Origin of the sequence: Cutibacterium sp. KBN10P07758 (assembly GCF_050286205.1) — a bacterium.
GTDB classification, from domain to species: domain Bacteria; phylum Actinomycetota; class Actinomycetes; order Propionibacteriales; family Propionibacteriaceae; genus Cutibacterium; species Cutibacterium acnes.
On the sequence record NZ_JBNNQV010000001.1, the window covers coordinates 1,530,926 to 1,543,153 of the forward strand.

12 protein-coding genes and 2 pseudogenes are annotated in these 12,228 nt (G+C 49.0%); 1 reads left to right on the forward strand and 13 read right to left on the reverse strand.

Annotated features, from left to right (window positions below; translation table 11 throughout):
• Nucleotides 1-22 precede the first annotated feature (22 nt).
• The 12 genes and pseudogenes from ACOYO3_RS07540 to ACOYO3_RS07595 all read right to left on the reverse strand — a co-directional run.
• Nucleotides 23-280, reverse strand: a complete 258-nt coding sequence (locus ACOYO3_RS07540) for a hypothetical protein (RefSeq protein WP_002513427.1) — start codon at nt 278-280, stop codon at nt 23-25.
• A complete protein-coding gene (locus tag ACOYO3_RS07545) occupies nt 277-861 on the reverse strand; it encodes a ParA family protein (RefSeq protein WP_002517727.1) in 585 nt (194 codons plus the stop codon). Before ACOYO3_RS07545 ends, ACOYO3_RS07540 begins: the two co-directional genes overlap by 4 nt.
• A 373-nt stretch (nt 862-1,234) precedes the next feature.
• Entirely contained in the window at nt 1,235-2,056 is an 822-nt protein-coding gene (locus ACOYO3_RS07550) for a DUF929 family protein (protein WP_002517842.1), read from the reverse strand.
• Nucleotides 2,057-2,215: 159 nt separating this feature from the next.
• Nucleotides 2,216-2,428 carry a hypothetical protein gene (locus ACOYO3_RS07555; protein ID WP_002516836.1) on the reverse strand — a complete coding sequence of 71 codons (213 nt, stop codon included), beginning with the start codon at nt 2,426-2,428 and terminating at the stop codon, nt 2,216-2,218.
• A 40-nt stretch (nt 2,429-2,468) separates the two neighbouring features.
• Nucleotides 2,469-2,708 (reverse strand): hypothetical protein, encoded by a 240-nt coding sequence (locus ACOYO3_RS07560; protein ID WP_002513423.1) that lies wholly within the window; start codon nt 2,706-2,708, stop codon nt 2,469-2,471.
• Between the two features lie 58 nt (nt 2,709-2,766).
• Nucleotides 2,767-2,892: a hypothetical protein gene (locus ACOYO3_RS07565; RefSeq protein ID WP_002513422.1), complete on the reverse strand. Its 126-nt coding sequence runs from the start codon at nt 2,890-2,892 to the stop codon at nt 2,767-2,769.
• Nucleotides 2,893-3,355: 463 nt separating this feature from the next.
• Nucleotides 3,356-4,507 carry an MFS transporter gene (locus ACOYO3_RS07570; protein ID WP_023031531.1) on the reverse strand — a complete coding sequence of 384 codons (1,152 nt, stop codon included), beginning with the start codon at nt 4,505-4,507 and terminating at the stop codon, nt 3,356-3,358.
• A 658-nt stretch (nt 4,508-5,165) separates the two neighbouring features.
• The gene (locus ACOYO3_RS07575) at nt 5,166-6,473 is read right to left on the reverse strand and encodes an ATP-grasp domain-containing protein (protein ID WP_002524913.1); all 1,308 of its coding nucleotides are present in this window, start codon (nt 6,471-6,473) and stop codon (nt 5,166-5,168) included.
• The gene (locus tag ACOYO3_RS07580) at nt 6,460-7,173 is read right to left on the reverse strand and encodes a thioesterase II family protein (protein ID WP_002524912.1); all 714 of its coding nucleotides are present in this window, start codon (nt 7,171-7,173) and stop codon (nt 6,460-6,462) included. The genes ACOYO3_RS07575 and ACOYO3_RS07580 overlap by 14 nt, the downstream gene beginning before the upstream one ends.
• Nucleotides 7,170-8,621, reverse strand: a complete 1,452-nt coding sequence (locus ACOYO3_RS07585) for a non-ribosomal peptide synthetase (protein ID WP_002524911.1) — start codon at nt 8,619-8,621, stop codon at nt 7,170-7,172. Before ACOYO3_RS07585 ends, ACOYO3_RS07580 begins: the two co-directional genes overlap by 4 nt.
• 310 nt (nt 8,622-8,931) lie before the next feature.
• Nucleotides 8,932-10,260 (reverse strand): condensation domain-containing protein, encoded by a 1,329-nt coding sequence (locus ACOYO3_RS07590; protein WP_427305921.1) that lies wholly within the window; start codon nt 10,258-10,260, stop codon nt 8,932-8,934.
• Nucleotides 10,261-10,416: 156 nt separating this feature from the next.
• Nucleotides 10,417-10,836, reverse strand: a pseudogene (locus ACOYO3_RS07595) (phosphopantetheine-binding protein); the annotation flags it as partial.
• Here ACOYO3_RS07595 and ACOYO3_RS07600 point away from each other — a divergent pair.
• Entirely contained in the window at nt 10,798-11,103 is a 306-nt protein-coding gene (locus ACOYO3_RS07600) for a hypothetical protein (RefSeq protein ID WP_002524909.1), read from the forward strand. The pseudogene ACOYO3_RS07595 and the gene ACOYO3_RS07600 overlap by 39 nt on opposite strands.
• A gap of 51 nt (nt 11,104-11,154) precedes the next feature.
• On the opposite strand, the pseudogene ACOYO3_RS07605 reads toward ACOYO3_RS07600, so the two are convergent.
• A pseudogene (locus tag ACOYO3_RS07605) lies at nt 11,155-12,228 on the reverse strand (AMP-binding protein); the annotation flags it as partial.

Here is a 12,228-nt window from a genome sequence, read left to right on the forward strand (position 1 = left end):
TCGTACCCTATGTCTCGTCCCCTTACTGGTAGGGGTCGTAAGGGAAGCCGTAAGTGTGTTCCAGGGCCTTGCGCAAAAGGTCGTTCATAGTCGTGTGCTCCTCGACGGCCCTCATCTTCAGCGCCGTGTGGGTAGCGGTGGGTAGCTTGACGTTGAACGCGGTGATCGGAGTCTTGGCTGACTGAAAGGTTTCAGAGACACTAGCTCCCTGACTTGCCGCCATCCGACCGGTGTAACGGCTGGCCTTGTCTGCGGCGGTGGGCTTGCGGTTCTTACTCACTTCAGCATCTCCTGGATCTGGGCAGCAACCTGGGCGAACTCTCCTAGATCTGTTGGCCGGGTCCCGATGGCTTGCCGATAGGCGACCCGCCGATGAACTTCCGCGTCGAGAACGTCTAGGCCCTCGACAGCGGCGGCCCCCTCATAGGCGTCACGGTATTGCCTGGTCCAATCGGCCTTGTTGAAGAGCAAGGCCCGGCGCGTGCCGTGGGCCACCTGGTAGGTCATCAACGCTCGATCCATATCCAGGTCCCCCGACTCAGTCGGGATAATAACCACATCAGCAACCTCGAGGGCTGCGGTAACCGTCTGAGAGTCACCAGGAGGAGTGTCAATAAAGACCAAGTCAGCATCGATGTCACGGCAACGCCTGACAATGGGGGCATTAGCCGGGCGGACCTCAAAATTCAGCCGGTCACCGGCCTCAAAAGCATCAGTAGCCCAAGACGTCGCCGATCCTTGCGGATCGGCATCCAACAAGACGACCCGATCCTGGCAAGACAGGGCCGTAGCCAGGTAGACCGCCGTGGTCGTCTTCCCAACCCCACCCTTGGTGTTAACAACAGAAATAACCCGTGACATATCTGCATCATTACACACATGTATCAGTGCATCAATACATCTATGTATCGGCGTGGTGTGAGAAGAAAACCCAGCCCACATACAACGATCCCCCAGCCGACACCAACTCCGAGATCTTATGAAGAGACAACTCCCACAGGAGCTGCACCCCTCACAGGAGCCCACCAGATCCGCGTCAAGACCCCACACCCCTTACCAGCGCACCCTTCGTGACCAGCTCGAGACTCGACCCGATCAAGACACCGCGTAAGCGATGAGGTCACGGCCTAAACCACACCCTCAGCCTCAAGCCTGCACTCACAGAAACCCCTCCTGAACTGGACTTGCTCACGAGGGGTTTTGTCTTGCCATGCGCCTAGACCAAGGCTGCGGGTCACCTCAGTTTTTCAGCTGCTGCCTTCACGCCAGGCGACGTGCAGACGTTCGCAGGTTTGTTACCAGTCCTGGAGCAAATTTCGGCAGTGAAGAGATTCGCCCCTCCTACGATCGCCTGCGCTTCTTTTGAATTTGGATTAGAAAGAGCTTTTACCACGTTTTTCGGATCTTCCCTCGCCATCCAAGGCATGTAGCTGGGATTCGATGTGGTGATGTCGCCCCAGTAGGAGAAAGGGATGCCTCGTCCTGGGTTGTACTTGCTAAATATATCTTGCTTAGATTCCGGCAAGTTTGCTATTTGCCGACCTTCCCTATCGGCTAACTCATAGGCGTCCAAGTCAACATACTTACTGCTGTACTTGTAGTTCCTAAAAGTAATCGTAGGAATGTTGGAAAGTTCCTTTTCTGCCGGGCTTGACAGGGTGTCTTTTAGCCCGCTGAAGGTTCCGAATCGAGACAAAGCTGCCGCGAGAGGGAGTCTTTCCATCGCGCAGAAGGGGCAGAACTCAGACCCCACATAAAAGAGCTTTACCTTGCCGTCCTTGTCAGGTTTATTCCCAATCTTGGTGACCTGGAGCTCCGAAGAACCGGGGCCAACCTTGTCATAAACGCTTTTAGGAATGGAGACAATCGCCTTAGAGATCGTATCCTGGGAAGTCTCTATAGCGGGACCCTGGCGGGACTTATTAATAGCAAGTATCGTACCAAAGATGATAAGAGAGAGGGCCAGTACGCCCACGGCGACATAGGTGATCTTACGGCGCTTCATCTTGAGTGATTCGCGCTCTTGTTCCCTGCGGAGAATTTCTCGTTTGCTCATAAATTTATCAGTAAAGAGAAATTGAGCTAATGTTCAACGGAGGATTAATGAATGCACAGACAAATGAAATGAGATTCACTGTTTTTCTTTCTGTCGATTTAATCGAAAAGCAGTAAAATATTACCACATGAAGGGGCAACGGGTCGCCGGCTCAGGGTGCTATGTCCAGAAATCGTGTCGCAACTGTGCCCGGTAAGCCCGGTTCTGGTCGATAAGTCGGGCACGTCCGAGGTCGGACTTGGCGAGTTTTCCCTCTGCGGTCTGAGCACGAGCCAGTGCACATCTCGATACTTTCGCACCTCGGCCAGCAGGCCTCACATCTGGTCTGCCATTTTCGAGCACCTGGCCCACGTCAGCCTCGACGGAAACCACGGCCCCACAACGACTCCACGCGCCCCTGGCTCTTGGACCCTCAGCTAGCTTTGAGGGTCTGGGTGACCTCACGGGTGAGCGCTTGACAAGTCCACGCAGACACGGTCATGCCCTGCCGGGACACATCCCGTTCGATCAGCCTCCACACGCTGGCACTCACTCGGATCGTGCAAGGTTCCAGGGGTTCAGTCTCCACTTCCTCCCAAGCTCGACCCCCGAACGACTCGACCTGCAACCCCTCAAAACCTGACTCAGCTTCACCAGCCCACCGACTGACCATCTCATCGCTAATAAAACACCATTGTCGGCAACAAACTCACTCATCTCGCCCTCCTCATCTAAGCCAGAAACCCTTTCGTCAACCAATCCGCGTGAATCACCAATACGGACCCGTCAGCGCCACGAACAAACACCACCTCGATTACCCGCCCCGCACCATCAAATCCGATCGTGGCCCACCGCACCGGCTCAACATCCTCATCACCCCGACGCACCCGAGCCGGCCAAGGCGAAAACGGCCGACATCAGTTAAGACACCTCAAATAATCGGTCTCGATACATTCGGCCCATTCAACTTCAACACAGCCCACACCAACACCGAAACGCTTCACACTGCCATTAAGCAGCATATTCAGACCACCCTCGAAACAGCACCGTGCCACTGACACTAACAACCCCTTGAGGACACTCTTCAAAGGAAACCATAGCCATTAATATCACCTCCTTAACCACACCTTTATAAAAACGGGCGCGGTAAACCGAGGAAAGCTCTAAGAGCTACCCCTGTTCGACAAAGCATTCCGAAACAACCGTACGATTATGGTCCAATCTGGTAAAAGGACTCGCGGTAGCTTCTTCCAAGCATAATTTCCAGAAAGCCGCCCGGTACAGGATCTGTCTGGGAACCATCGAACGGACTGTCCATCATCATTTGCAACGCAGCGACAGAGCAGCCAGGGCTGTCAAAGCAATCCAGTACATGAGGCCAAGATGGGCATGCTCCAACTGGCTGTAGACGGACAGTCCTATCCAAACACCGACCGTCTCACCTACAGCAGAGGTGAGCTGCCTCATGTTCATCGATTCCACGACAGGTCGGCCCTCGGTGAGGTTAGCAAAAGCAACATTAAGAATTGGCGTGAATACCGTCTCCCCCAACGAAAAGATAAACACCCCACAGAATACAAGGACTACGCCAAGCAATCCCCTTGAAGCATTAAAGAATAGCATCGATATGCCAAGAGTACACACTCCTGACATCATGATCTTCTGGACTTTCACTCCAATTTTTAGCTGGCGTTCCACAAGCAAAGATATCGGAATTTGAATCAACACGACAAGCACTCCATTAGTTGTATAGAACAGCGACCTCATCATAGAACTTGTCGCTATTGCAGAAAAGACTAGGGAAAAACTTGAAAAGAATTGCCCTATCAGGATACTGCCTATTAGTGCTACGATCGTTATTTTTCTCGCATCAGCCGTCCTGAATAATTCACGAAAAATTTTGATCCCCATCGGCGGCCTCAGGGAACCTTCGCTCATCATCACGCCTTTCGGGGCAGCCATTGGCGCTAATATCGCAGCGATAAAGAGCGCTACACTGACTCCTAATAGAAACTGCTCATAAATATTTCTATCAAGTATCATATTACCGATAATAGGACCTACCGCCGCAGTGCAATTCGCGACAACTTGAATGACAGCGAAACCGCGGTTCTGGGAAGCTCTATCAGGAGTTGCTAGCGCTATAAAGCTTCGCACACCAGTACCATTAACACTGAACCCTAGGCCCGCAGCGCCCAGAGCAGCAATTATCGCATAGGGGTTTGCCGTAAGCGCCACAACAGCGTAAGAAACCGAGATCAGAGTAAGAGCAATTCTTACGCAACTTCGCACTGATAAACGGTGAAGTGGCGAAGCAAGAAATAGAGCACCACCACGAGTCATCAGTGTAAGCACGCTTACCGACCCCGCGATGAGCCGTTCCTGCGTACTTCCAAATTTCAATGTAAGCAATAGAGGGAGGACCGGTAGCAACGCAAAGTAAGATGATTGGCTGAGAACTTGGTCTGCCATAATGAGGTTGAATACACGCCCAGGAAGCCGCGATTTTGACGGTTTACTTCGTGTCCCTATTGTCTTCACTGGCACCCCTAGACTTGAGTCCAATCAACGACGCTAACAGCTTCTTTAATCGCTTCATCACAAACTTTATCTTCCCGCACGAATCTTCGAGTTTAATGCTCATATTGGTATGACATATTCGATGCATAAAGCTTTCTCTAGTGAATATTAGACATTATATCTATGCTCTTGGTTCATGCGAAGATTATCGGTCGTTCCAGAGGTTGGCGAAGGGTGCGAATAGTGGTGCTGTCTTCACTGGTTCCGATCATTCACATAGCTGATGGCCTGTCGGTCTATGACGCCAGAACACACCTCGACCGAGAGCTCAACCACGAGCCGCTGTGGGAATAGTTGAACACGGAACTCATATTAGCAGCGACCCAATCACGCATCTCAACATGTTTGTGCGTAGAGAAATTATTCATAATTAGGTGCAATCCTTCCTAGAGGAGACAGAAAACCCTTGATGGCGATATTGGACGTTGACAACTCCAGCCACGCGACTGACGACGATGTTTAAAGCTGCGAACAAGGTTATCGTAGCGTGCCGCATAATATAGTCATGGTGTGTGTTTCACTGCTCGCCGTAAAATCTACTGCCACGCAACTAATCTCTGCTTACAGGAGCGACACGCACTACGCAAGCATTAGCAGCGCGATCCAATAACTGAGTCACTGTATGCTCGTCATTGCCACGGGCAACAATAGCAGCTACCCTTGCATGCGAACCATTTACTGCATGTGCTACTTCTCCTGGGAAGCATTCCCAATACAAATCGATTTCTTCAGGGACACTGTCATAGAGCGAAACCTCTGATACCACTCCAGGCGAGGCTTCGATAAACTTTGAAGCAGCACACTGGGTTATCTCAGGCAAAGGATGGAGAGGAAGTCCACACAAAGAATCAATCAGATTTCCATAGTAGTCGATCCCTGGTCGCACAGCTGACACAAGATCCGGCGCAATAAAATCTCCGCCTTGACGCACGTGAAATTCTCCCCATACAATTTTTTTCTCAGGTGTGACCCAAAATTCAACATGCAGATTTCCACACTCAATTCCAAGCGCATTTACACAGCTTTGAAGCTGTTCTTCAAATTCAAGTTTGCTGGATATACTGTTCAGATCAGCTGGCTGGATATGACCAATTTCAACGAAATCTTCATTGGTTGTTTTTGCTGTGGTTGTGTAGATGCATACCCGTCCATCTATAGCAATACCCTCAACTGAGTACTCAATACCCGTGATAAACTCTTCTAAGCAGTAATTCCCCTCGAGAACGACAGCATCAAGTCCAGAAGTATCTTCAACATTTAAGATGTGTCTAACGCCAACACTGCCCATTCCTATGGATGGCTTAACAATCCAGCCTCTTGGGCTATCGGTTGGTTTTTCAACGACAGCACCTGATGCATCACTAAATTGTAGGCACCCATCAGAAGTCACTCCAACAATACGCAAGCTTTGTGGCTGATAGATACCAGCTTTTCGAAGCGCATCGCGGCACGCTGGTTTATCTTGGATACGTTCAATGCAATCAGCAGTATTTCTAGCAACACCAATAGCTTCAGCTAAAAGACTATTCTGCAACTGATAATTTTCGCGCAGTGCCGTTGAAAGAGCTACCCTTCCAGGGCATCGGGTTTCAATTTCTGTCGCTATTTTAGCGATCTCATCAGCATCTAAGCTTCTCCTGTAGGGTCCGGATATTCTAATTAAACAATCAACAGAAATCGGCGGAATTTTGTTCTTTAGTTCTTCCTCGAAATCTACGCCACATATCATTATGTGGCGCTTCTGGCACGCTTCATAGAAGCTTTTAAACCAACGCGTTGAGGCATGAGATCCAGATGTGGTGACACCTACCAACACTGCCCAGTTTCTTTCAGCCACTACGCTGTCACGAGAAAACATTTAACCATTCCTTTCTTCTAAAACCTTCATGTGCATAATGCCCTCCGGTCACTTCGATCAATCTGTACGTCTCACTCGTAGCTTCACGCCATTGGATGGCCTCTTCGGAAGAAACAATCTTATCATCAATAGCGGAAACACAGGTTATAGGGACATGAATCTGCTTAAGTTGGTTACCACAACACGATTCCGCCAGTAAGAGATCATCGAGCGTAGGGCGAACAAACAGATCATCGGATTCATCGGAGTTCAGAATACTTTTAGGAGTCAATCCGTAGCTACGCATACGCTGCCGTGCACGTTCCAAGTTCCATCCCTCTCGCTCCCCCCTGTAACTCTTAGGACTTTGCCCGCATAAGGCAACTAAACGAGTCGCGAAGATTCCGTCATTTTCTAAAATATGAGCAGCTACGAACGCTAGCATCGCGCCAAAGCTAACCCCGGCGAGTATCAACGGCCCAGTCGGAATATCGAAGGATGATCGAAACTTGCTGACGAACTCTCCCATGGTTCTGATGCCGGGTTCAAGTAATCGTTGTCCCCTGCCAGGCGGGCAGTAACTCCAAACTGTAGTATCCCCCTCTAAGACAGACATCGATTGAAAGGCAGGAGCTCCGGCACCCGTAGGAGGGAATATCAGGACTGTGGAGCAACAAGAGGTAGTTGCTGAACTAATACGCTGCCAAACTTCCGGATTCACTGCTCGCGCTCCTCAACAGGCATCAGCAAGCTGACCAAGCAGGAAATCGTTGGATTGGAATAGAAGTTCCGCAAGGGGACACGAACACCAAACTGTTTACCGATGGCGGTCAAAAGCTGAACAGCGCGCAACGAATTTCCACCTGCGGAGAAAAAATCACGATCTTCACCGTGGCTCTTCTTTCCAAGGACCATATCCCAGATATTTTGCACTTGATCGTGAACACTGTTACGCTGCATTTGTCCTTGGGATATTCTGTCGTGATCGTAGAGTTCGCTCTGTGTTACCAATTTCAGGCACTCGCTCCGATCGATTTTTCCCGTTCTTGATCTAGGAACATTCTGCGTAGTTACGATCTTGAGAGGAATCATATAGGAAGGTAGAAATTCGGCAAGACGAGAAGTCGTGACCTGAGATTCCCATTCGCGTGGAATCACGAGCGCCAAAAATCCACCACTGCCTTGGTGATAAACTGCACCACATTGTTTCGTGGAGTTAGCAACTCGAGCTGCAGCTCTTTCAACCTCTTCCAAGTGGATCTTGTATCCAGCGATATTTACCGCATTATCGAGCCTGCCAACCAGTGAAAGGACACCATCCTTGATGATTCCCAGATCACCAGTCCGTATTTCACGTTGTCCACTTCCAAGTGTAAAGAACGCATCGTCCCCTGGACTGAGTTGACCATTAACGATATATCCATCGGCCACTGGGGCACCCTGTACGCATATCTGCCCCTCTTCCCCAGATAACTTTTCGTTACCTTTCATGTCCCGAATTACAATTTTCGTAGCACAGATCGGCTCGCCAAGGGGGATAGGGTCCGGAATGCTACCTGACCGAGAAACCTCGAAACTTGTTGTGTTAGCCGACGTCTCAGTAGCTCCGTAAAGATTCACTACTCGCGCACGGGGCGCGATCTCGAAGAATTGACGGACAACGCTTGCCATCAGCTGGTCTGCACTGCTGCACGCTAGACGGAGCTGAGGAAGAGTGCTCCCTTGCTCTGTGGCAATGTCACACAAGCTGGCTAGTGCTGGAGGTGTCGTAAAAAGGTGGGTAGCACCACTAGACGCAAGTCGATCGAACATCACGTCAGGTCTGCTACGCTCGATATTAGTAATCAAAACACCAGTAACACCTGCCAGCAGAGTCCCCAACACTTCCCAAAATGAAGCAACAAATGAGAGTGGCTTCTGGACGACCACAAGATCGCTTGACTCGTAAGGGTAGGCGTTCCACATCCACGTGATACGGTTCCGCACCGCATCCATTCCTACTTGGACGGCTTTCGGAACTCCTTCTGATCCAGATGTGAAATATAAGAATTTTGATTTACCGCTCCAGGTCAAGGACCTGACATCACTTATCCAGTTCCCTGCAAAAATCGCTTCTTCCGCTGTTGAGTCGTCGATCAGAACCGTTTTAGGCCCAAGATTAATAATCATGTCCCGCTCTCGTGAAGCCGGAATATTCAACGGAATCCAAGCAATTTTGACAGGCAACGTCACAGCTGCTATTACAAGGGCAACAGATTTGGCGGATAAATCGAGTCGAGCAGCAAAAGTAACGCCCTCACTTTGTTTTCGGTTGAACCACCTTCTCCACGCAAGGATATTTTTAACTAGCTGTTCCCATGAGCATTGCTCGCCGGCGGGACCGGTCAGACAGACATCACCTGGTTTCTGAATGACTATATTACGAAACCCCTCCAGCAAATCATGTGACGGTTGCATCTTTATTTCCCTTCATACTACATCAATAGCTTTTGAGCATTGTTATCTGAGATGTATCACAATCATTAAGGGCAGTTTTTATGGCATTAGCGACAGTCGTCTTCCCCGAGAGCCAATCAGAGGTAAGGAACCACGCTGTAAGAGCCAGTACTTTATTAGCGCGTTCTGGTGTCACATACGCCACTTTATAAGCAAGTTGCAAGGTATAATCTTCGCCGTGTCGCTGGATATAAAGAGACGCATCATATTTCGTAAACCCAGTATTCAATTCAGTTAAGTGAAGGCTTCGATTACCATCCCAAAACTCCAGAGACGGGTAAGTAAGCATATTAACCATCGTGCTAAACAATGGATCCTCGTTCGTGTGATCAGCGAACTCAGAAACAACCTTGCTAAATACGCTGTCACCGAATGAGACAGCTTCAGTCACATTAGATATCATCGAACGTACTGTGTCACTAATTTTCTTTTCGACATCTATACGAGTTCGTATTGCAATCATGTTAAGCATCAGAGTTGGGACGCCAATTTCATACTCATCGTTTCGCCCTGCTACTGGTGCACCGACAACAAAATCATGTTGGTCAGAGACCGCTGCCAACGCTAACGAATAAGCAGCCACAAATACTGCAAATGGGCTTGTACTCAATGCATGCGCAGTGGAACGGATCTCAGCAGTCGCTTCGTCATCTAGAGAGACCTCTATAACAGAAGCAGCGTAGGGATCACACGAACTATTTAATGTATCGCGCAATGGGAAACATGATTTCACTCCATCGAGTGATTTTGACCAAAATTCTCGTGCTTCAGCGGATATCTCTTCAGGTTTCGACAGATGTTGGAAATATTCCAGAGCTGAAGTCATAGCTGTCTTGACTTCGATCTTCTGATCGTCCATGTTACGACACTCAAAAAGAGAAATTAACTGTTCCATGAACTTCATTGCTCCCCAGCCATCGATAAGGATCTCGTTCATGGTCAAAACGAACCAGGTAGAATATCCATTTATACGGATCTCGTCCACGGCGATAGCGGGACCTTCCTCCAGGTTAAAAGGGACTGCTGCTTTCATCCAACAGATCTTACGAGCCTCTTGCGCAGAGGCCACTTCGTGTATTGAGATTTCATCCATATCGATAGCAGAGATAGGAAACGTCTGTGTAAATCTCCCAGTTGAATCCACTCCAAACTTCGCCATTAGCTGTGGATTCGCCCGTAATGCCTGGCCAAGAGCACGACGGATTCTATCGGTGTTCGACCCAGCGCATTCTAACAGTATCTGATAATTATAGTAAGGGCTTTCAGGCTCCAGTAGCCATTGAAAATAAATTCCTTGCTGAGCCGGATTCATGTCACAAGTCAAAGGAATTTTGACGTCATCAAAGCGGGAAGGAGATCTTTTTGCAGAGGTCGATTTCTTCGGAGATATCTGTTGTGCTTGATATTCTTTTGCTAGAGAGCCTAACGTATATGAAGAAAGCAAATCTCGTACTCTTACGTAAGATCCTCGTGAGCGGACAATATTGGCTAGCTGAATTGCTCGAAGAGAATCGCCTCCGGATTCGATAAATGTTAGTTCTGGATTCACAGGAGTGCCAAGCACGTCCTGAACGAGAAGAATGAAAGAGTCCTGATTCTGTTCAACTCTACCGGGAATGGATCCCTCTCTTGACTCTTGAATTTCATTCAGTAACAGTTCCCCAGCACGGCGCTCTAATAACTTAATATCTACCTTGCCATTTGAAGTAGTGGGAATATCAGTAACCTCTATCCAACGGGATGGACACATCACTCTCGGGAGACTGCTTTTCGCGCGATTATTAAGCATTTTGGGAGTAATTAAACAATCGGCGCGAGGAAGATAGAATGCAGCCAAGCTAGCGTCTCCTTGGCGAAGAAACTGGTGCGTCGTTTCTCGGAGCACCATTGCGCGACGTTCACGGACACGAGGGTGGAATTTAACTACTACAACGTCTTCAAGCTCTGGGATTTCTTGAAGGATACGGTTCTCGATTTCACCGGGCTCAATCCGTACTCCACTAATTTTTATCTGTCGATCAGCGCGGCCATCGTAAACCAGTTGACTATCCGCTCGCTGGTGAACGAGATCTCCGGTGCGGTATATTCGGAATGGGTATCCGTCAATCCTGGCAAATGCTTGAGCGGTTTTATCTGGGCTTCCGATATAACCTAAACCCACACAAAGACCAGCAACAAAAAGCTCACCTTGCGCTCCAGGAGGAACTGGACGCCAAGTACCTTCTGCATACTCTAGGACGTATAAAGACGCATTAGGTATTGGAATTCCGATGGGAACTTCACCTGAGTTAAGCGATTCGCCATCCACGATCGCATGCGTTACATCGTCAGAACATTCCGTAGGACCATACGCATTAATTAACGGGACAGACGGGAATTTTTCTGCCCAGTCTTTAGCCAACCGAAGGGGTAATTCTTCGCCAGTCACCAGAACATACTCAAGCCCAGAGAAAGACACGCTTGGCCCGATTTCGTGAATAAGTTCACGAAATACTGTCGGAACTAGTTCAATGTGTGTTATATGTTTCTCTTTCAGTAAAGAAAAAAGCTCATGCGGATCCTGTGAAATACCGTTGGGGACGATACGTACTGCACCGCCTACCAGTAAGGCTGAGCAAAATTGCCAAATGGATACATCAAAGGTGGTGGGTGCCGTCTGGGCCACAACTGAGTCAGCACCAAGATGAAGGAGATGGGCTTTGCTATGCAAGTGATTCATCATGCCCATATGCGCGATTAGCGCACCTTTCGGTTCACCTGTGCTACCCGAGGTGAAAAAGCAGTAGCTTGGAGTGTTGAAAGGATCATCCACACGCTCCAGAAATGTGACTCCTAATGGTGCCTTTGCTTCCGTTACGTGCGAGGTATTTTCAGTGAAAATGGCGGCCGCGTTCGTGATCGTCTTAATATGTTTACGACGAGCCTCTGGCCACTGAGGATCAATGGGTGTATAGATGGCACCTACGGCACTACAAGCTAGGATATCGACAAGACATTCGATACCGCGCGAGTGCTCTGAAATGACTACCCTCCCAAAGGCATGTTTCTTTTCCAAGAGATAGGCTCGATTGTTAACTCGATTCAATAACATTTCGTAGGTGATTTCTTCACCATGAATATCTATTACGGTAACGTGATGTGAAGTGATCTGGGCCCATTCAACTAAATACGAGTAGAGTGTGCGTTCTAAAGGCCAGTCGACGTTTTCCCCGACCAGTGCACTCCCGGTAGCGAGCAAGCTCAACCCATTTTTTTCCAAACTTTTGGTAAGGTTTATCAC

What these genes read in the sequence shown, in the direction of transcription:
- ACOYO3_RS07590 (WP_427305921.1), bottom strand. Translation starts at nt 10,260, where the DNA reads ATGAATCCGGCTCAGCAAGGAATTTATTTTCAATGGCTACTGGAGCCT.
- ACOYO3_RS07550 (WP_002517842.1), bottom strand. Translation starts at nt 2,056, where the DNA reads ATGAGCAAACGAGAAATTCTCCGCAGGGAACAAGAGCGCGAATCACTC.
- ACOYO3_RS07545 (WP_002517727.1), bottom strand. Translation starts at nt 861, where the DNA reads ATGTCACGGGTTATTTCTGTTGTTAACACCAAGGGTGGGGTTGGGAAG.
- ACOYO3_RS07560 (WP_002513423.1), bottom strand. Translation starts at nt 2,708, where the DNA reads ATGGTCAGTCGGTGGGCTGGTGAAGCTGAGTCAGGTTTTGAGGGGTTG.
- ACOYO3_RS07585 (WP_002524911.1), bottom strand. Translation starts at nt 8,621, where the DNA reads ATGATTATTAATCTTGGGCCTAAAACGGTTCTGATCGACGACTCAACA.
- ACOYO3_RS07570 (WP_023031531.1), bottom strand. Translation starts at nt 4,507, where the DNA reads ATGGCAGACCAAGTTCTCAGCCAATCATCTTACTTTGCGTTGCTACCG.
- ACOYO3_RS07575 (WP_002524913.1), bottom strand. Translation starts at nt 6,473, where the DNA reads ATGTTTTCTCGTGACAGCGTAGTGGCTGAAAGAAACTGGGCAGTGTTG.